The 17,222-nt window shown below is 71.2% G+C and carries 18 protein-coding genes; 8 read left to right on the top strand and 10 right to left on the bottom strand.

Annotated features, from left to right (window positions below):
• Window positions 1-64: 64 nt before the first annotated feature.
• On the bottom strand, window positions 65-730 hold the full coding sequence (locus ACQHII_RS42990) for an HD domain-containing protein (RefSeq protein ID WP_427924347.1): 666 nt from the start codon (window positions 728-730) through the stop codon (window positions 65-67).
• Window positions 731-803: 73 nt separating this feature from the next.
• Here ACQHII_RS42990 and ACQHII_RS42985 point away from each other — a divergent pair, with 73 nt between their 5' ends.
• On the top strand, window positions 804-1,754 hold the full coding sequence (locus tag ACQHII_RS42985) for a GlxA family transcriptional regulator (protein WP_427924346.1): 951 nt from the start codon (window positions 804-806) through the stop codon (window positions 1,752-1,754).
• 52 nt (window positions 1,755-1,806) lie between these two features.
• On the opposite strand, the gene ACQHII_RS42980 is transcribed toward ACQHII_RS42985, so the two are convergent.
• The 4 genes from ACQHII_RS42980 to ACQHII_RS42965 all read right to left on the bottom strand — a co-directional run bounded on the left by ACQHII_RS42980 (window position 1,807) and on the right by ACQHII_RS42965 (window position 5,107).
• A complete protein-coding gene (locus ACQHII_RS42980) occupies window positions 1,807-3,270 on the bottom strand; it encodes a sensor histidine kinase (RefSeq protein ID WP_427924345.1) in 1,464 nt (487 codons plus the stop codon).
• Entirely contained in the window at window positions 3,263-3,940 is a 678-nt protein-coding gene (locus tag ACQHII_RS42975) for a response regulator transcription factor (protein ID WP_427924344.1), read from the bottom strand. The genes ACQHII_RS42980 and ACQHII_RS42975 overlap by 8 nt, the downstream gene beginning before the upstream one ends.
• 91 nt (window positions 3,941-4,031) lie before the next feature.
• Complete coding sequence (locus ACQHII_RS42970) at window positions 4,032-4,292, bottom strand: hypothetical protein (protein WP_427924343.1); 261 nt, start codon at window positions 4,290-4,292, stop codon at window positions 4,032-4,034.
• Window positions 4,293-4,471: 179 nt separating this feature from the next.
• A complete protein-coding gene (locus ACQHII_RS42965; RefSeq protein WP_427924342.1) occupies window positions 4,472-5,107 on the bottom strand; it encodes a TetR/AcrR family transcriptional regulator in 636 nt (211 codons plus the stop codon).
• A 139-nt stretch (window positions 5,108-5,246) separates the two neighbouring features.
• Between ACQHII_RS42965 and ACQHII_RS42960 the strand changes: the two genes are divergently transcribed.
• Both ACQHII_RS42960 and ACQHII_RS42955 read left to right on the top strand, forming a co-directional pair.
• On the top strand, window positions 5,247-6,680 hold the full coding sequence (locus tag ACQHII_RS42960; protein ID WP_427924341.1) for an MFS transporter: 1,434 nt from the start codon (window positions 5,247-5,249) through the stop codon (window positions 6,678-6,680).
• Entirely contained in the window at window positions 6,677-8,242 is a 1,566-nt protein-coding gene (locus tag ACQHII_RS42955; RefSeq protein WP_427924340.1) for an MFS transporter, read from the top strand. The genes ACQHII_RS42960 and ACQHII_RS42955 overlap by 4 nt, the downstream gene beginning before the upstream one ends.
• Window positions 8,243-8,494: 252 nt before the next feature.
• Here ACQHII_RS42955 and ACQHII_RS42950 read toward each other — a convergent pair whose 3' ends face one another.
• Together ACQHII_RS42950 and ACQHII_RS42945 are read right to left on the bottom strand one after the other, a co-directional pair.
• Complete coding sequence (locus ACQHII_RS42950) at window positions 8,495-8,632, bottom strand: hypothetical protein (protein WP_427924339.1); 138 nt, start codon at window positions 8,630-8,632, stop codon at window positions 8,495-8,497.
• A 369-nt stretch (window positions 8,633-9,001) separates the two neighbouring features.
• Window positions 9,002-9,967: a pirin family protein gene (locus ACQHII_RS42945; RefSeq protein WP_427924338.1), complete on the bottom strand. Its 966-nt coding sequence runs from the start codon at window positions 9,965-9,967 to the stop codon at window positions 9,002-9,004.
• 138 nt (window positions 9,968-10,105) lie between these two features.
• Between ACQHII_RS42945 and ACQHII_RS42940 the strand changes: the two genes are divergently transcribed.
• From ACQHII_RS42940 to ACQHII_RS42930, 3 genes are read left to right on the top strand one after another with little or no spacing between them, the layout of a single operon-like run.
• The gene (locus ACQHII_RS42940; protein ID WP_427924337.1) at window positions 10,106-10,588 is read left to right on the top strand and encodes a MarR family winged helix-turn-helix transcriptional regulator; all 483 of its coding nucleotides are present in this window, start codon (window positions 10,106-10,108) and stop codon (window positions 10,586-10,588) included.
• Window positions 10,585-11,031 carry a helix-turn-helix domain-containing protein gene (locus ACQHII_RS42935; RefSeq protein ID WP_427924336.1) on the top strand — a complete coding sequence of 149 codons (447 nt, stop codon included), beginning with the start codon at window positions 10,585-10,587 and terminating at the stop codon, window positions 11,029-11,031. The genes ACQHII_RS42940 and ACQHII_RS42935 overlap by 4 nt, the downstream gene beginning before the upstream one ends.
• A 48-nt stretch (window positions 11,032-11,079) precedes the next feature.
• Entirely contained in the window at window positions 11,080-11,427 is a 348-nt protein-coding gene (locus ACQHII_RS42930) for a tetratricopeptide repeat protein (RefSeq protein WP_363093604.1), read from the top strand.
• A gap of 64 nt (window positions 11,428-11,491) precedes the next feature.
• Here the strand turns inward: ACQHII_RS42930 and ACQHII_RS42925 are convergent, their stop codons facing one another.
• Entirely contained in the window at window positions 11,492-12,883 is a 1,392-nt protein-coding gene (locus ACQHII_RS42925; RefSeq protein WP_427924335.1) for a PepSY-associated TM helix domain-containing protein, read from the bottom strand.
• 163 nt (window positions 12,884-13,046) lie between these two features.
• On the opposite strand from ACQHII_RS42925, the gene ACQHII_RS42920 reads away from it, so the two are divergent.
• Window positions 13,047-13,691, top strand: coding sequence for a peptide deformylase (locus ACQHII_RS42920; RefSeq protein WP_427924334.1), 645 nt, complete (start codon window positions 13,047-13,049; stop codon window positions 13,689-13,691).
• 14 nt (window positions 13,692-13,705) lie between these two features.
• Here the strand turns inward: ACQHII_RS42920 and ACQHII_RS42915 are convergent, their stop codons facing one another.
• A complete protein-coding gene (locus ACQHII_RS42915; protein WP_427924333.1) occupies window positions 13,706-15,136 on the bottom strand; it encodes a dihydrolipoyl dehydrogenase family protein in 1,431 nt (476 codons plus the stop codon).
• 122 nt (window positions 15,137-15,258) lie between these two features.
• On the opposite strand from ACQHII_RS42915, the gene trxA reads away from it, so the two are divergent.
• Entirely contained in the window at window positions 15,259-15,648 is a 390-nt protein-coding gene (gene trxA / locus ACQHII_RS42910; RefSeq protein WP_019068403.1) for a thioredoxin, read from the top strand.
• A 9-nt stretch (window positions 15,649-15,657) separates the two neighbouring features.
• Here the strand turns inward: trxA and ACQHII_RS42905 are convergent, their stop codons facing one another.
• Window positions 15,658-17,094 carry a benzaldehyde dehydrogenase gene (locus ACQHII_RS42905; RefSeq protein WP_427924332.1) on the bottom strand — a complete coding sequence of 479 codons (1,437 nt, stop codon included), beginning with the start codon at window positions 17,092-17,094 and terminating at the stop codon, window positions 15,658-15,660.
• Window positions 17,095-17,222: the final 128 nt, after the last annotated feature.

Raw genomic sequence — 17,222 nt, 5'->3', positions numbered from 1 at the left:
GGCCGGGGAAACTGCACGTGTGGGAATGGGCATATGGCACGGTGTTCTGGGGGCGGGCTCTCGCCTACTCCCCCCACGGCCCGCCGACCACGCCCCGCTCCATGGTGGTGACGCCGTCCGCCGCCCGCTCCTGCGCGAGGTGGAAGGCGAGCGCGTAGGGGGGTGCCGCAGTCTCGGAGCGGGCGCCGTGGGCGAGGACTTCCTCGGCCAGGTGGTGGACCATCCGGAGCCGCGGATACGCGGCATGGATCCGGCTCTGCTCCTCGGCCACGAGGTCCACGTTCTTGCCGAAGTCGATCCAGACGCCTTCGTAGGTCAGGTACGTCAGCAGCCCCAAGCGTTCGGGGATCTGCGGAGTGGTGTGCAGGGCGATGGCCTCCCAGACCCTGTCGACGTCCCCCGCCGCGGCGCCTGCACCGGTCAGCACGGCGGCGGCGAGGTCCGCGCTCTCGATCTCGAACCGGAGCAGGCCCGGCGCGTCCGGCCCGGTGCCCAGGTCGTGCATCACGTTGGCGGCGAAGAGGAGTTCCTCGTCGTAGTCCGCGTCGTTCAGAACGCCCTCGTGGGCGGCGAACAGGCGGGACCAGTAGAAGCCGCGGACGCAGTGGTTCAGCACGGACGGATGCACCGCGGCGCGGGCGGCGGCGAGGCTCGCCTCGGCCAACGGCCCGGAGGGGAGGGCCAGGACGTCGTCGTACCGCTTGTTCGAGAGGGTGGGGGTGTCGGGCATGACTTGACGCTACGAAAGCGGATGCCCCGCGAAAAGTGGCACGGATGCCAACCAGCGCTACTGTCGTGCCACTATGAGGAACAGACACCAGGTCTCGGTGCTCGTGCTGCCCGGCGTGCTTCCGCTCGAATTCGGCACGGCGACGCAGATCTTCTCGACAGACCCGTACTACGAGCTGACCGTGTGCGCCGAGAACGGGCCCGTGCCGGGACCCGGCTTCGCGATCACCACCGCGGCAGGTCTCGAAGCGCTGGAGAACGCCGACACCGTGATCATTCCGGGGTACGACGACATCGACGCGACCCACTCACCGGCCGTCCTGGCGGCGCTGCGGGCCGCCCATGCCCGGGGCGCCCGGCTCGTCTCCATCTGCACCGGGGTCTTCGCCCTCGCGGCGGCCGGACTGATCGACGGACGCCCCGTCACCACACACTGGCGGCAGGCCGAGGAACTGCGACGCCGCTACCCCCGCGTCAACGTCCTGCCCAACCAGCTCTACGTCGACGACGGCTACATCCTCACCTCCGCCGGCGTGACGGCCGGGATCGATCTGTGCCTGCACCTGGTCCGCGCCGACCTGGGCGCGGCGGCGGCGAACACGCACGCACGGGATCTCGTCGCGCCGCCCCGGCGACAGGGCGGCCAGGCGCAGTTCATCGAACAGTTCCGGCCCGAGGCGAGCGGAGACGAACTCGCTCCGCTGCGGGAGTGGATGCTCGATAATCTCGCGGCCCCCGTCACCGTCGACGACCTCGCGGAGCACGCCCATATGTCCCGGCGGACCTTCATCCGCCGCTTCCGCGAGGAGACCGGCACCACGCCGATGGCCTGGCTGACCGTCGCGCGCATCGACCGGGCGCGCGAACTGCTGGAAGCGAGCACCGTGCCCGTCGAGCAGGTCGGCCGCCTCACCGGCTTCGGTGCCCCCGCCTCCCTGCGGGCCGCCTTCCACCGGCACCTCGACACCTCTCCCCAGGAGTACCGGGCGCTGTTCCGCCACAGGACGGAGCCGGCCCGGACCTGACCGCGCTCCCCCGCCCGCAGACCCGCACCGGCGCCGATGCCCCTGACGCCGGCTAGTCCGGGCCGACGACGATCTCGTGGCCCGTCCGGGACACCCGGTCCGCCGTGGGCAGTTCCAGCACCAGACGGGCTCCGGTCGTGCCCGGTGGTGGCTCCTGCGCGGTGAGACGTCCTCCGTGGGCGACGCACACGTCACGAGCGATGGCCAGCCCGAGACCGCTCCCGCCGCTCCTGGCCGTCCGGGCGTCGTCCAATCGCACGAAGCGGTCGAAGACGCGCTCGCGGTCCGCTTCCGGAATGCCGGGACCGTCGTCGCGGACCTCGACCACCACCCGGTCGTCGCCGACGAGGACTTCGACCTGTACGTCTCCTGCCGCTCCGGCCGCATGGGTGAGGCCGTTGTCGATCAGGTTCCGCAGCACCCGGGTCAGCGAGCTGGGACTGCCGAAGACGGTGTCGGTCCGGCCCGGCCCGGGCGCGGGCGCGATCACCGCGACCGGCTGGTCCGCGTAGAGCTCCCCGGTGACCCCGCGGACGAATTCCGTGAACGGGATCGGCTCCCCCTTCAACGGCTGGTTGGCGTCCAACCGGGCCAGGAACAGCAGATCGTTGACGATCTCCTCCAGCCGCGTGACATCGGCGAGCGACTCCTCGACGATGTCCGGCCAGTCGGTCTGCTCCGGAACCATCCTGGCGATCTCGAGCCGGGCGCGCAGTGTCGTCAGCGGTCCGCGCAACTCGTGCGACGCGTCCGAGGTGAAGGTCCCCAACCGGTCCACCGCCCGCTGGAGTTGGTCCAGGCCGGTGTTCACCGTCGCGGCCAACAGGGCGACTTCGTCGTCCGACGACCGCACCGGTATCCGGTGGCCGAGACGGCCGGCGGTGATCTTCGCGAACTCGGTGCGGACGGCTTCCACCGGACGCAGGGCCCGGCCCATGGCGTACCAGATCAGCCCCGCCATGAAGACCAGTTGGAGGAGGGACGCGAGGACCAGGGCCCGGGCGAGGGAGCCGATCACTGAACGGGGGGGCGTGACACGGGAGTTGACCTGGATCGTGTAGACGCCCCGCTCCGTCCTCACCGTCACCGTGCGGCGGTCGGGGGCGGTGGCCGTCGGCCTCGCGGAGGCTTGGCCGGGGTGTCCGGTCTCCGGCGTGCCGCCCGGCGCCGTCGCGCTGCTCGACGGATCCGGCACCCCGGCCCCGGGCACGGGTACCGGCTTCTCCGAAGGGGCGGGGACGAGTTGCCCTTCCGGTACCAGACGCAGACTGACGTCGGGTGCGTCGCGCCTCACGGTCTCGACAGGTGCACCTTGCCGCAACTCGCGCTCCGCGAGCCAGAGTTGAACGTCGGCGCTCTGTCGCGCCGGATCATGGAGGCCGTCCTGCACGAAGAACAGGGGAACGGCGGCCGACACCGACACCGCGATCACCGCCAGAAAGGTCAGCACCGCGCTGGTCCGGCCGCGCACCGTGCGGGGCAGCAGACCCGAACCCCGCCGCGCCGGCTCAGGCACCGTCGGACCGGAGCCGGTAACTGCCTCCCGCGACAGTCTCGATACTCGCCCGGCCGAAGGGACGGTCGATCTTCCGGCGGAGGGCGCTGACGTACACCTCCACGATGTTCGGGCCGCGTCGGTCCGCGCTGTCCCAGACGGCGTCGAGGATGGCGCTCTTGTGGACGGCGGTGTCCGGGCGTTCGGCCAGACAGGTGAGTACGGCGAACTCCCGCCCGGTCAGCGGGACTTCGACACCTGCCCGACGGCAGCGCCTGGCCGCGAGGTCTATCTCCAGCTCACCGAAGTGGTGCACGGCCCGCCCCTGGGGCCGGGTACGGCGCGTCAGCGCGAGCAGCCTGGCCCCCAGCACCACGAAGGAGAACGGCTTGATCAGATAGTCGTCCGCTCCGGTCTCCAGGCCCTCGGCCTGGTCGTAGTCGCCGTCCTTCGCCGAGAGCATCAGGATCGGCGTGCGGTCGCCGGTGGACCGCAGGTGCGCGCAGACCTTGTATCCGTTCATCCGCGGCATCATGACGTCGAGAACGATGACGTCGTACGTCTCCTCCGCCGCCCGCTCGATGCCTTCGAGGCCGTCGTAGGCGGCGTCCACCGCGTAGCCCTCGGCACGGAGTCCCCGTTGGAGGAGGGCCACGAGGCGGACGTCATCGTCGATCACCAGTACACGCATGGGTATCTCGTCCTGTGCGGCGACAAGGGGCGGCAACGGGCAACTGGGGCACCCCGCGCCCGGAGCCCCACCGGGCCCCGGCGCCCGCCACCTACTTGGACGGCTCGACGGGGTGCGAGTGGACTTGGGACGGACCGGCATGCGGATGCGAGTGGATCTGTGACGGGCCGGCGTGCGGATGCGAGTGCACCGCGCCCGGGGTCAGGTCGACCTCCGTGACGACCGACCCGTCGGCCCCCGTCACCGTCGAGGCGGTCGCCGTTCCACCGCACACCACCGCGAGTGCGGCGAGGGTGGTGGCGGTGAGCATGCCCGTCCGGCGCAACCGGCCGTGCTTCTGAAGCGGTGCCATGAAGAACTCCTCCATCGAACGCGACGCCAGGTGCCACGGACCGATCCGCTTCGCACGCGACGTCTGTGCGGAACGGGAACACCGTCGCGGAGAAGCGCTGAAGAGCCGCTGAAGGACCTGAAGAGATCTTCAGCCCCACATGCAGAACCCAAGGACCACGGCGTGCGGGCGATGCGGGCCTATCGCGCGGTGGTCGCCCGGGACACCTGACGTGAGCGGGCCCGCTCCGTGAGCGGGAGTCCCTCGAACGCGTGACCGGCCATACGTTCCAGCGCAGCCGCGTCGAGCCCGGCCCTGGCCATCACTTCCATGCCCCGGTTGACGGCCATGAGCAACTGGCTCATTTCGGCGGCGTCCACCTCGGGATCGAGGTCACCATGCCGCTGTGCGGCCTGAACGCACTCGGCGAGCGAACTCCCGATTCTCGCGAGAGCCTGCCGGACGCGTGCGTCGGCCTGCGGATCGTGGTCGACGCCCTCGACGACGAAGCCGGTCACCATGCAACCGAGCCCGTCGGGGTCGTCACGGACGACCCGCGCCGACTTCGCGAGATACACCCGCAGCCGCTCCAGCGCGGTCTGGTCGGGGCCTTCGAGTACGGCCGCCCAGCCGGCCTCGTTGCGGTCGCAGTAGGCCGACAGCGTCTCCAGGTACAGCGTGCTCTTGTCGCCGAACGCGGCGTAGAGGCTGCCGCGGCCCAGCCCGCCGGCCTTGGCGATGTCGTCGACGCTCGTGCCGGCGTATCCGGTACGGCGGAATTTTCGCTCGACGGCCTGCATGACCTTGGCCCTGTCGAAACCCGGTGGACGTCCCATGAGGGCCACTTTACAGGCCTCACGAGCATTCTTGACATACCGTTCCAGAACTTCGTAGGGTTCTTGACAGATCGGTCCAGAACTATGCCGCCGGTCACTCACGGCATCCCTCGAAGCCCACGGAACGGATGAGACACGCATGTCTTCGCAAGATCAGATGGCCCCTGCGCGAGCGCGGTCGGAGGGCGGCGGCACTTCGAGAGCGCGGCCCGCTCTCATCCTCGCCGTGCTGGCCATGGCGAGCTTCCTCGGCCAGCTCGACGTGTGGATCACCAACGTCGGTCTGCCGAACATCGGGCAGGGCCTGGGCTCGACCTCGTTGTCGGACCTGAGCTGGGTGCTCAACGGCTACGCGATCGTCTTCGCCGCCCTCCTCGTCCCCGCGGGCAGGCTCGCCGACCGCTTCGGGCGCAAGAACGGCTTCCTGCTCGGCATGGGCGTCTTCGTGGCGGCGAGCCTCGGCGCGGCCCTGTCCGGTGACGTCTGGGTGCTGGTCGTCTTCCGTGCTCTTCAGGCCGTGGGCGCCGCGCTGTTGACCCCGGCCAGCCTCGGCCTGGTGCTGACGAGCGCGCCCGCCGACAAGGTGGAGCGGTACGTCAAGGTCTGGTTCACCGCGGGCTCGCTGTCCGGGGTGTGCGGACCGATCTTCGGCGGTCTGCTGGTGCAGCTCTCCTGGCGGTGGCTGTTCCTGGTGAACATTCCGTTCGGACTGCTCGCCATCGCGCTGGCCGCACGGCTCATCACCGACGCCAGGCACGAACAGGACGCCCGCATCCCCGATCTGCTCGGCGGTGTCCTGCTGATCGTCGTGGTCGGTGCCCTCGCGCTCGGCGTGGTGAAGGCGCCCGACTGGGGCTGGTCGGACATCCGGGTCGTCATGTCCCTGGCCGTGGCAGTCGTCGGGTTGCTCGCGTTCCTGTTCCGCTCGGCCCGGCACCGGGTGCCCGTCGTCGACCTTTCCCTCTTCCGCGACCGGATCTTCGCCTCGGCGAACCTCGCCGGCATGCTCCAAGTGGCCGCGTTCGGCAGCCTGTTGCTGTCGACGATCCTCTGGCTCCAGACCCACTGGCACTACTCCGCCATCAAGACCGGGTGCGCCAGCCTCCCCGGCCCGATCGGCTTCGCGATCGCGGCCACCGCCAGTGAGACCCTCCAGCGCCGGTTCCGGATCCCGGCCGGTGTCATCGCGGCGGCCGGCAGCGCGATCGCCGCGGCAGGCATCCTGCTCTTCGCCGTTCTGCTGCACAACGACCCGAACTACGCCTCCGGGGTCCTCCCCTGCTGGCTGCTCTTCGGGTTCGGCGCCGGCCTGGCGCTGCCGACCGTCGTCTCTTCCGCGACCGTCGGTCTGCGTCCCGAGCAGGCCGCCACCGGCAGCGCGATCGTGACCATGTCCACCCAGATCGGCTCGGTCGTCGGCATCAGCGTCCTGGTCGCCATGCTCGGCACCGCCTCGGGCGGCGCCTCCCTGGAGACCTACCGGCACGCGTGGCTGGTCACGATGGCCCTCATGGCCGTGGCGGGCGTGGTGTCGCTGGGCGTCTCGCAGCGGAAGCCGGTGGCAGTCCGATGACGGCGTCCCTTCCGGCCCAGGCCTCCCGCGCTACGGCGCCCACCGGCGGGCGGGGCCGCTGGCTCGGTCTTCTGGTGGTCTGCCTCGGCGTCATGATGGCCTTCGTCGACGTCACCTCCACCATCTCCGCCCTGGGCGACATCCAGAGCGACCTGCACGTCACCGCGAGCACGCTGGTGTGGATCACCAGCGCGTACAGCCTCGCTGTCGTGAGCTTCGTGATGTCCGCCGGGACCTTCGGCGACCTCATAGGGCGCCGCCGCGTGTTCAGTCTGGGTGCCGCCGTCTTCCTGGCCGGCAGCGTGCTCGCCGTCTTCTCCGACAGCGCCGGCATGCTCATCACCGCACAGGCCATCGCCGGTCTCGGCGGCTCCGCCGTCCTGCCGACGAGCCTGGCGATCGTCAGCGCCACCTTCACCGACCCGCACGAACGCACCTCCGCGATCGGCATCTGGGCCGCGTGCTCCGGAGTGGGTCTGGCCGTCGGCCCGATCCTCGCCGGAGCCCTGCTCGAACACTTCTCCTGGCACGCCGTCTACATCGCCAACATCGTCATCGCCGCCACGGCCCTCCTCCTGGCCCCCGTCTTCGTGACCGAGTCCAAACACCCCACGCGCAGGCCCGACCTCGCGGGCCTCGTCCTGGGCACGGTGATGACGGCCTCGGCCACCTACGCGATCATCCAGGGCGGCTCCACGGGATACACGAAGCCGCCGATCATCACCATGTACGCGGTCTTCGCCGTGTCCCTGTTCCTGTTCGTCCGCGCGGAACTCCGCAACCCGGACCCGATGCTGGACCTGCGACTCTTCCGCAGCGCCTCCTTCTCGGCCGTGATGGGCGTCGCCGCCATCAGCGTCTTCGGCCTGGTCGGTGTCGCCCTGCTCAGCGTGCTCTACATGGAACGCGTGGGACAGACCAGCCCCCTCGACGTCGGGGTGCGCCTGCTGCCGCTGTTCGGCACCTTCCTCCTGGTCACCGTGGTGGCCGCCCGCGTGCTGGTGCACCGGGTCGGCCTCACGCCCCTGATCACCGCGGGGCTGGTCCTCATCGGAGCCGGGTCCCTGGCGCTGCTCGCGACCGATGCCTCGGGAGGCTACGACGCGATGTGGCCCGGACTGCTCGTCGCGGGCATCGGCGCGGGCCTGCTGACGGCCCCTTCAACGGCCGCCGCGGTCAACAGTGTTCCACCGCAACAGCAGGGCATGGCGTCGGCAGCGGTGAACATGGCCCGTCAGCTGGGAACGGTCCTCGGACCCAGCGTGCTCGGAACCATCGTCACCAGCCGCTTCCCCCGCAACCTGCACGACCGTCTCGTCGAGGGCGGCATCCCCTCACCACAGGCGGACCGCATCGTGGAGGGCGCGTCACACGGCGGCGGCGCCACAGGTCTACCCGCATCCCTCGCTCGCGTGGTGGGAACGGCCGTACCGAGGGCGTTCACCGACGCCGTGCACGTGGGCAACGTCATCGGCGGAGTCGTACTGATCGCCATGGCCGTGCCCGCGGCACTGTTCGTCCGCCAAAAGGTGCACAGTCCCCGGACATCGACCGAAGCGTGAGCAGTACGTACGTCAACGGGACGGTGTGAGGCACCCAAAGGGCCTCAGGCCGCACAACAACCCTCCGAACAGCCGGTGTTGATGCCTGAGCACAGCCATCAACACCGGCACCGCCCACGAACTGGGCACCGGTCAATCGCAGGACCGGGCTCCGGGCAACGCCATGGCGGATCTTCATTGTGCTCCGTCGGTCACACGCCGGCGGTCGTCGACGAGCGCATCGGCGGGAGGCGATGCAGCCGCGGATCCCCGTCAGGCCTGGAGGATGAGGCGCAGCGGGCTGCCTTCCTTGGCGTGCAGTCGCTCGACGGCCACCGACGCCTGCTCCAGCGGCAGTACCGCAGTGGTGGAGCAGGGGAAGTCGAGTCGTCCGCCTGCGACCAGATCCACGAGCAGTGGTACGGCGGACGACGGCGTCCCACGGAGTGGAGACCGCGTCGGGAATGATCGCCGCCCGCTCCAGCGGGATCGGGTCCGGCACGGCGAGCGCGGACTCGACGCTCGCCAAGTCGATTCAGCCCAGCCACCGTCGAAGTCGACCCACGGGGATGGCTCCGGCCTGGAGAACGGCCCGACATGCGGACCCCTGTCGCGGCTACCTTGATCAGGACCTGCCCGGACCCGGGAGCAGGCTTGGGGATCTCTTCGATCGTCGGCTTGCGGCTTCGAGCCACGCACAACCTCGGGCGCCGCCCAGACGCCGTAGGCGAATGTACGCAGATCCCCGCCACAGGCCGCCCAGCAGCACATTCCAGCAGGTCAGCGCACCCTTCCCCGCGGCTTCAACGCCAGCGGCGGCAGCTCGGGCGCGGGCAGCGGCGCCCCGTCGTACCCCTTCACCTCACCGAACCGCGACCCCGTCATCCAGTCCTCACGGGCCTGCTCGATCTCTTCCTGGGTGCGGCCGATCCAGTTCCAGAACATGATCAACTCCTCCTCGAACGGCTCGCCCCCCAGCAGCATCAGACCGGCGTCCGACGCGGCGCGCAGCGGGAGTTCGGTGCGGCCGCAGCCGAGGTAGAGCATCGATCCGGGCAGGACCGGGACGCCGTCGACGTGGGCCTCGCCGGACATGGCGAGGACGGCGTACTCGAAGTCCGCCTCCAGCGGCAGGCGTACGTCCGCGCCGGCCGCGAGGGCCAGGTCCGCGCCGACGATCGGGGTGTACGTCGTGCCGGGCGAGGCCGCGCCGTCGACGTCGCCGAGGACGATCGTGGCGCGCAGGCCGGGCGCCGTGACGACCGGCAGCTCCGCGTGGTGCTCGAAGTGCGGCTCGACATGGCGGTCGCTGTCGGGGAGGGCGACCCACAGCTGCGCGCCGTGCAGGAAGCGGGCGTGCGACTTGGGGCTCTGCTCGGCATGGCTGATCGCGCGGCCCGAGGTCATCAGGCCCAGTTCGCGCGCGCGGATCGTCGCGACGCTGCCGGTCGAGTCGCGGTGCAGCACCTCGCCCTCGTGCAGCCAGCTGACGGTCTGCAGACCCATGTGGGGGTGTGGCGGCACCTGCATGCCGGGCTCGTCGGCGATGTCATCGGGGCCGTAGTGATCGACGAAGCACCAGGCGCCGACCATGCGGCGGCCCAGGTTGGGCAGCAGCCGGCGGACCTCGGTGGACTCGCCGAGCTGGACCTTGCGAGGGCTGAGGAGTTCACGGACGGGCTCCGCCACCACGAAACCGCGGCCGCCGCACAGGGCCGGAACCGCTTCGCGATCAAGATTGCTCATGGCGACAACCTAGTCCCGTCCGGGCGGTTCCGTCAGTCCGCCAACCGCCGGCCCGTCCCCCGGGGCCTCTCCCCCGCCGTCGCAGCTCCGTCCGGAAAATAGTAGCCATGGACATAATAGCCATGTACCGTATCGGCCATGAGTACGGCATCCGAGGGCGCGACGCCCGGCTTCCTGGTCTGGCGACTGTCGATGAAGTGGCGTGTGGCGGTCGACCGCGCGGTGGCACCCCTGGGACTGACCCATGCGCAGTACTCCCTGGTGGCGTCGCTGTACGGCATGCAGCGCTCCGGGCTGCGCCCCAGCCAGCGGCACCTCGCCGACCACACCGGACTCGAAGCCCTCTACGTGTCGAAGCTGGCCCGCGCCCTGGAGTCGGCGGGCCTCGTCGAGCGCGCCCGGGACCCCCGCGATCCGCGCGCCGTCCAGCTGGCCCTCACCGAGGAGGGCCGTGAGGTGACCCGGCAGGCGATCAAGGTCGTCCAGGGTCTCCTGCGACAGCTGCTGGAGCCGCTCGGCGGTCTCGACAGCGAACGGACCCGGGAGTTCAGCCGGGACCTGGCGATTCTGCTCGACACACCCCTCAACCCCGCGAGTGAGCACGAGAAGGAGCAGCCATGACCACCGCCACCACGACCCCCGCCAACGCCCGCACGCTCGGTCTGGCCCACTACGCGGCCCGCGCCGTCCTGGAGAGCGTCCTCACCCGTCACGGCCTCGGCTTCCAGCAGCAGATCGTCCTGCGGCCGGTCGCCCTCGCCGCCGGGCCCGTCGACCGTGCGCAGCTCACCGCGGACACCGTGGCATCCCTGAAGGTCGACGAGGACTCCGTGCAGGCCACCATCGACGAACTGATCACGGCCGGGCTGCTCGGGACGGACGCGTCCGACGTGCGGATCACGGACGCCGGCCGGGAGCTGTTCGAGCTGATCACGAAGGAGACGAGCGCGGCGAGCGCCAGGATCTGGGGCGACCTCCCCGAGGAGGACCTCGCGACCACCGGCCGGGTGCTGACCCTGATCACCGAGCGGGCCAACGCCGAGCTGGCCGCCGTAGCGGAGTAGTGGAATATTCAACCAACACGGTCCGTTGAGGGCGTCGAAGGAGGTCAAGTGGACATGACGTACTACGACCACGGAACACCGGCGGAGCGCTGGGAGCGCGCGCAGCTGTTCTTCGACGCCAAGGACTACGCCGCCGCGGCCCGGGTGCTGGGCGGACTGGTCGAGGAGGTGCCGGAGCAGACCGGACCGCGTCTGCTGCTGGCGCGCGCCTACTACCACTCGGCCCAACTGCGGCGCGCCGAGACCGAGTTGCGGGTCCTGGTGGAGCGCGACCCGGTCGAGCACTACGCGCGGCTGATGCTGGGCCGCACGCTGGAGCGGCAGGGCCGGCACGAGGAGGCCGGTTCGCATCTGCGGATCGCCTCGGCGCTCGCGGGTGACTTCGAGCAGGTCTGAGACGCGGTGACGTGAGTGGAGGGGCCAGGTTCCGTGACGGAACCTGGCCCCTCCACATGTGTCGTCAACTCGCGTACGTCCGGCGGCCCTTGCGGTGGGCCACCTCGCCCAGCACCACGTCCACCGCGATGAACGCGGCCAGCGGGATGCCCAACAGCGGGACAAAATAGCCGAGTACGGCGATCACCGCCAGGCACGGGACGAGGACCAGCGGGGACAGCCGGGCCCAGGCGCCGCGCGGGATCGGGCGGCCGAAGGAGGAACCCCGGCCGCGCTGCCACCACATGCGGTAGCCCCACACGATCAGCAGGATCAGGGAGCCGGCGAGCAGCATCAGGGCCATCTGGTTGGCCAGGCCGAACAGGACGCCGGTGTGCAGGTCGATGCCCCAGCGGGTCAGTTTGGCGAGCAACGGGTAGTCGGCGAAGCGGAGTTCGTCGGTCACCGTGCCGGTGGTGGGGTCGACGGCGACGGCGTCCTGCTTCTCGGGCCAGCTGCGCTGGACCTGTTTGACGACGTACGTCGAGTTCGCGTCGGCGGGCGGGACGATCTCGACGGGATTGCCCAATCCCTTGGCCCGCGCGGCGGCGAGGATCTTGTCGAGGCCCACCCCGTGTTCGGCGGCGCCGGTCGCGGTGGAGCCGCCGTGGCCCGCGTGTTCACCGCTCGCGGCGGCGGACACCGAGGGTGTGGACTGGCCGAGAGAGGTGCGGAGTTCGTCGATGTTGGCGCCCGCGTACGTCGACCAGGTAAGTCCGGTCGCCGACAGGAAGACGAAACCGGCGGCGGCCCAGACACCCACCGTGCCGTGCAGGCCGAGGGTGCGACGGCGTCCGCTGGTACCGCGCACCTTGCGCAGGGCGCGGCGGCGGGAGAACCACAGCACCAGGCCGCCGCCCGCGATGACCCACAGCCAGCTCGCGGCGAACTCGCTGTACAGGCGGCCGGTTTCGCCGAGGTTCAGATTGCGGTGCAGGTCGTCGATCCAGGTGCGCAGCGGGAGCGCGCCGGTGGAGCCGTACTGTTCCAGCGCGCCGCGCACCTTCCCGGTGTACGGGTCGACGAACACCGCGAGGGTGTGGTCGGAGCGGACGCCCTCGACGCCGGAGAGCATGACGCGGGTGGTGGCGCCGGCCTCCGGGGAGGGCCGGACCGCCGAGACCGTGCCCTCGGGGTGTGCCTTGCGGGCGGCGGCCACCTGCTCCGATATCGGCAGCTCGCGGTCGCCGACGGGGACGGTCAACTCGTGGGCGTACACGATCCGTTCGGCCTGGAAGGCACCGGCGTACAGGAAGCCGGTGGTCGCCGCGATCAGCAGGAACGGGGCGACGAGCACTCCGGCGTAGAAGTGCAGACGCAGGATCAGGGGGCGGAGCGGGGCCCAGCGGCTAGGGGACGGTGCCGGGGCGGGCTCCTGCGGGACCTCGGCCGGGGCGGTCGAGGGAGCGGTGGACATGGGCGGGCTTCTCCGGGAGGCAGGGGGCGGGGACGGTGCGGAGCGGGGGTGTGTCGTAGCCGTAGTGGTCCAGTAGTCGGCGGGTGAAGGCGCCGAGTTCCCGAGGGCTGGAGTGGCGTGCGTCACGTTCGGGCCGCGGTGGAGGCCATGGCATCCTGGCGCGATGGCACTTCCCAGTGATCGCGCGCCCCTTGCCGAACGGGTCGAGGAACTCCTCGCCGCCGGCGGTCCGTTGCCCATCGTCTCGGCCGGTGACCCGGTCCTCAGGCGTGGAACCGAGCCGTTCGACGGCCAGTTGGAGCCCGCGCTGTTGGCCCGGTTCGTCGAGGCGCTGCGCGTGACCATGCACGCGGCGCCGGGCGTGGGCGTCGCGGCCCCGCAGGTCGGGGTGGAGCTGCGGATCGCGGTGATCGAGGATCCGGCTCCGGTGCCGGACGAGGTGCGGTTGGTGCGCGGGCGGGTGCCGCAGCCGTTCCGGGTGCTGGTCAATCCGTCGTACGAGCCGGTCGGCGACGGCCGGGCCGCGTTCTTCGAGGGGTGCCTGAGCGTGCCGGGCTATCAGGCGGTGGTGGCACGGCACGCGTCGGTGCGGCTGACCGGGCAGGACGAGCACGGACGGGCGGTGGACGAGGTGTTCGCCGGGTGGCCCGCGCGGATCGTGCAGCACGAGACGGACCATCTCGACGGGCTGCTCTATCTGGACCGGGCCGAGCTGCGCTCGCTGTCGTCGAACGAGGCGATGGCGGAGCGCTGGGCGCAGCCGACACCGGTCGAGGCATCGGCTGCGCTCGGCTTTCAACTGCCGTAGGGCATCAGGGGTGTTCAGCCCCGGTAGGCCTCCAGCAGGCGGAGCCAGATCTCGCTGATCGTCGGGTAGGACGGGACCGCGTGCCACAGGCGGTTGATCGGGACCTGGCCGACGACGGCGATGGTCGCGGAGTGGATCAGTTCGCCGACGCCGGGGCCGACGAAGGTGACGCCGCGCAGGGTCTCGTCGTCGAGGTCGACGATCATGCGGGCGCGGCCCCGGTAGCCGTCGGCGTAGAGGCCGGCGCCGGCGACCGAGGAGAACTCGACGTCGACGGCGCGGACGCGGTGGCCGGCCGCCTCCGCCTCGGCGAGGGAGAGGCCGACGGCCGCGGCCTCCGGGTCGGTGAAGACGACCTGGGGTACGGCGTCGTGGTCGGCGGTGGCCGCGTGGGCGCCCCAGGGGTCGGTCTCCAGGAGCGGGACTCCGGAGGCGCGGGCGGCGATGGCCGCGCCCGCGATGCGTGCCTGGTACTTGCCCTGGTGGGTGAGGAGGGCGCGGTGGTTGACGTCGCCGACGGCGTAGAGCCAGTCGCTGTCCTGGACGCGCAGGGAGTCGTCCACGGGCAGCCAGGAGCCCGGTTCCAGGCCGATCGTGTCGAGGCCGATGTCGTCGGTGTGCGGGACGCGTCCGGTGGCGAAGAGGATCTCGTCGGCCTCGATGCGGTCGCCGCTGTCGGTGACGGCGACGACGGTGCCGTTCTCGCGGGTCACCGCCGTGACGGAGGTGCCCGTGCGCAGGTCGACGCCGGCCTCGGTGAGCGCGTCGGCGACCAGTTCGCCGGCGAAGGGTTCCATGCGGGGCAGCAGGCCCTTGCCGCGGACGAGGAGGGTGACCCGGGAGCCCAACGCCTGCCAGGCGGTCACCATTTCCACGGCCACGACTCCGCCGCCGACCACGATCAGCCGGCCGGGCGCGGCCTGGGCGCTGGTGGCCTCGCGGCTGGTCCAGGGCTTGACGTCGGCGAGTGCGGGCAGGTCGGGGAGGAGGGCGCGGGTGCCGGTGCACACGGCGACCGCGTGCCGGGCGGTGAGGACGTGCCGTACGCCGTCCGGGCCGGTGACCGTCACCCGGCGGGGGCCGTCGAGGCGGCCGTGGCCGCGGTAGAGGTCGGCGCCGATGCCGTCGAGCCAGCGGACCTGGCCGTCGTCCTTCCAGCCCGAGGCCTCGTAGTCGCGGTGGGCGAGGACCGCCGCGGTGTCGAGGGGGCCCTGGACGAGATGGCCGAGGCCGGGCACGCGGCGGGCGTCGGCGCGGGCTATCACCGGGCGCAGCAGGGCCTTGCTGGGCATGCACGCCCAGTACGAGCACTCACCGCCGATGAGTTCGCTCTCCACGACCGCGGTGGAGAGACCGGCCGCACGGGTGCGGTCGGCGACGTTCTCCCCCACGGGCCCGGCCCCGACCACCACGACGTCGTACTCGATGGATTCCGTTTCCGTCATGGGGCCAGTCTGCTGGGTGGTGTGCGCTGAGGCCACACGGGTAGGGGCGCGGAATACGGGCCCGGACGACCGTGTTGTCCGAGGCGGCTTCGCCCCCACATCGAGGAAGAGGGAATCACGTCATGAGCAGCAGCACCGTGGAGCTCACCAAGGAGAACTTCGACCAGACGGTCACGGACAACGACTTCGTCCTGATCGACTTCTGGGCGTCCTGGTGCGGGCCGTGCCGTCAGTTCGCCCCGGTCTACGAGAAGGCGGCCGAGGACAACCCGGACCTCGTCTTCGGCAAGATCGACACCGAGGCCCAGCCCGAGCTGGCCGCGGCCTTCGGTATCCAGTCGATCCCCACGCTGATGATCGTCCGTGACCGTGTCGCCGTGTTCGCCCAGCCCGGCGCGCTGCCGGAGGCCGCCCTCACCGACGTCATCGGCCAGGCCCGCAAGCTCGACATGGACGAGGTCCGCAAGTCGGTCGCCGAGCAGCAGGCACAGGCCGAGCAGAACGGTAAGTGAGCAGCCCTCTCAGAACGGGTACGACGCCACGTCCGCGCGCACCGTCGTCCAGCGCACGTCGGTGAAGGCCTCGATATTGGCCTCGCCGCCGAAGCGGGCGCCGGTGCCGGACGCGGCGACCCCGCCGAAGGGCGCCACGGCCTCGTCGTTGACGGTCTGGTCGTTGATGTGGACGATCCCGGTCGGGATGCGTTCCGCCAGGTCCAGGCCGCGGGCCGCGTCGCGCGTGACGATGCCGAGCGAGAGACCGTAGGGTCCGGTCGTGGCCAGCGCCGCCGCCTCCTCGGGGGTGGCGAAGGACCGTACCGGCGCCACCGGGCCGAAGACCTCCTCCGCGTAGGCCGGGGTGTCGTCCTCGACGCCCGCGAGGACGGTCGGCCGGTAGAAGAGGTCCTCGTGCGTGCCGCCCGCCGCGAGCCTGGCGCCGCTCGCCGCGCTGGCCTCGACCAGGCCGTGGATCTTGGCGAGTTGGGCACCGTCGATGATCGGGCCCAGGTGGACCTGCGCCCGGTGCGGGTCGCCCACGGCCAGCGACTCGGCCTTGGCGGCGAGGCGTTCGACGTACTCCTCGTAGAGCGACTCGTGGACGAGATGGCGGCCCGTCGTCATGCAGATCTGGCCCTGGTGGAAGAACGAACCCCAGGCCGCCGTCGAGATCACCGCGTCCAGATCCGCGTCCGCCAGCACGATCAGGGCCGAGTTCCCGCCCAACTCCAGGTGGGCGCGCTTGAGATGACGTCCCGCCGCCTCACCGACCGCGCGCCCGGCGGCAGTTGAGCCGGTGAAGGAGATGACGGGCACCTGGGGGTCGGCGACCAGTGCGGCCCCCACCTCGGCACCGCCGGGCAGGACTTGGAGGAGTTCGTCGGGCAGGCCCGCCTCCGCGAAGACCGCCGCGAGAGACAGTCCCCCGCAGACCGCCGTGCGCGGATCCGGCTTGAGGACGACCGCGTTGCCGAGGGCGAGCGCCGGGGCGACCGAGCGGATGGAGAGGATCAGCGGGGCGTTGAACGGCGCGATCACGCCGACGACCCCGACCGGAATGCGCCGGGTGTACGACAGCCTCGGCGCCTCCGACGGAAGGACCTGGCCGGCGGGGCGGGAGGCGAGCGCGGCGGCCTCGTAGCACTCCTGGGCGGCGACGTGCAGTTCGAAGTCCGCCTTGCCGGGGATCGACCCGGACTCCCGGACCAGCCACTCGCGCAGTTCCTCGGCGTGCGCGGCGAACAGGTCACCAGCCCTGCGCAGCACTCCGGCGCGGACGAAGTGCGGGACGCGCGCCCACTCGGTCTGCGCTGATCCGGCCGCCCGTACGGCGGGGCGTATGTCCTCGGCCGCGGCGAGCGTGACGGTGGCGAGCTGGTCGCCGGTGGCGGGCTCGGTGACCGGGTACTCCGGGCCCGACAGCGGGCGGGACTGCCAGATCTTGGGGTCGAGCAGGGGCATGGCGGCTCTCCGATCCGTCAACGGCGGGACCCGCGCGGGTAGTTGGAGTCCCGGGGCGTGCGTGTGACGGGATGCGGCGATCGGGCGCAGACGTCTGGACCGCATCCGTGATCGAACGCACCCCCACC

This window comes from Streptomyces sp. cg40, from assembly GCF_050320165.1.
Lineage (GTDB): Bacteria > Actinomycetota > Actinomycetes > Streptomycetales > Streptomycetaceae > Streptomyces > Streptomyces hokutonensis.
This window is presented reverse-complemented; position numbering and strand designations above follow the sequence as displayed.

Excerpts from the sequence above, each read along its gene's own strand:
- ACQHII_RS42990 (WP_427924347.1), bottom strand. The coding sequence starts at position 730 with ATGCCCGACACCCCCACCCTCTCGAACAAGCGGTACGACGACGTCCTG.
- ACQHII_RS42985 (WP_427924346.1), top strand. The coding sequence starts at position 804 with ATGAGGAACAGACACCAGGTCTCGGTGCTCGTGCTGCCCGGCGTGCTT.
- ACQHII_RS42975 (WP_427924344.1), bottom strand. The coding sequence starts at position 3,940 with ATGCGTGTACTGGTGATCGACGATGACGTCCGCCTCGTGGCCCTCCTC.
- ACQHII_RS42970 (WP_427924343.1), bottom strand. The coding sequence starts at position 4,292 with ATGGCACCGCTTCAGAAGCACGGCCGGTTGCGCCGGACGGGCATGCTC.
- ACQHII_RS42965 (WP_427924342.1), bottom strand. The coding sequence starts at position 5,107 with ATGGGACGTCCACCGGGTTTCGACAGGGCCAAGGTCATGCAGGCCGTC.
- ACQHII_RS42960 (WP_427924341.1), top strand. The coding sequence starts at position 5,247 with ATGTCTTCGCAAGATCAGATGGCCCCTGCGCGAGCGCGGTCGGAGGGC.
- ACQHII_RS42955 (WP_427924340.1), top strand. The coding sequence starts at position 6,677 with ATGACGGCGTCCCTTCCGGCCCAGGCCTCCCGCGCTACGGCGCCCACC.
- ACQHII_RS42945 (WP_427924338.1), bottom strand. The coding sequence starts at position 9,967 with ATGAGCAATCTTGATCGCGAAGCGGTTCCGGCCCTGTGCGGCGGCCGC.
- ACQHII_RS42940 (WP_427924337.1), top strand. The coding sequence starts at position 10,106 with ATGAGTACGGCATCCGAGGGCGCGACGCCCGGCTTCCTGGTCTGGCGA.
- ACQHII_RS42935 (WP_427924336.1), top strand. The coding sequence starts at position 10,585 with ATGACCACCGCCACCACGACCCCCGCCAACGCCCGCACGCTCGGTCTG.
- ACQHII_RS42925 (WP_427924335.1), bottom strand. The coding sequence starts at position 12,883 with ATGTCCACCGCTCCCTCGACCGCCCCGGCCGAGGTCCCGCAGGAGCCC.
- ACQHII_RS42920 (WP_427924334.1), top strand. The coding sequence starts at position 13,047 with ATGGCACTTCCCAGTGATCGCGCGCCCCTTGCCGAACGGGTCGAGGAA.
- ACQHII_RS42915 (WP_427924333.1), bottom strand. The coding sequence starts at position 15,136 with ATGACGGAAACGGAATCCATCGAGTACGACGTCGTGGTGGTCGGGGCC.
- trxA (WP_019068403.1), top strand. The coding sequence starts at position 15,259 with ATGAGCAGCAGCACCGTGGAGCTCACCAAGGAGAACTTCGACCAGACG.
- ACQHII_RS42905 (WP_427924332.1), bottom strand. The coding sequence starts at position 17,094 with ATGCCCCTGCTCGACCCCAAGATCTGGCAGTCCCGCCCGCTGTCGGGC.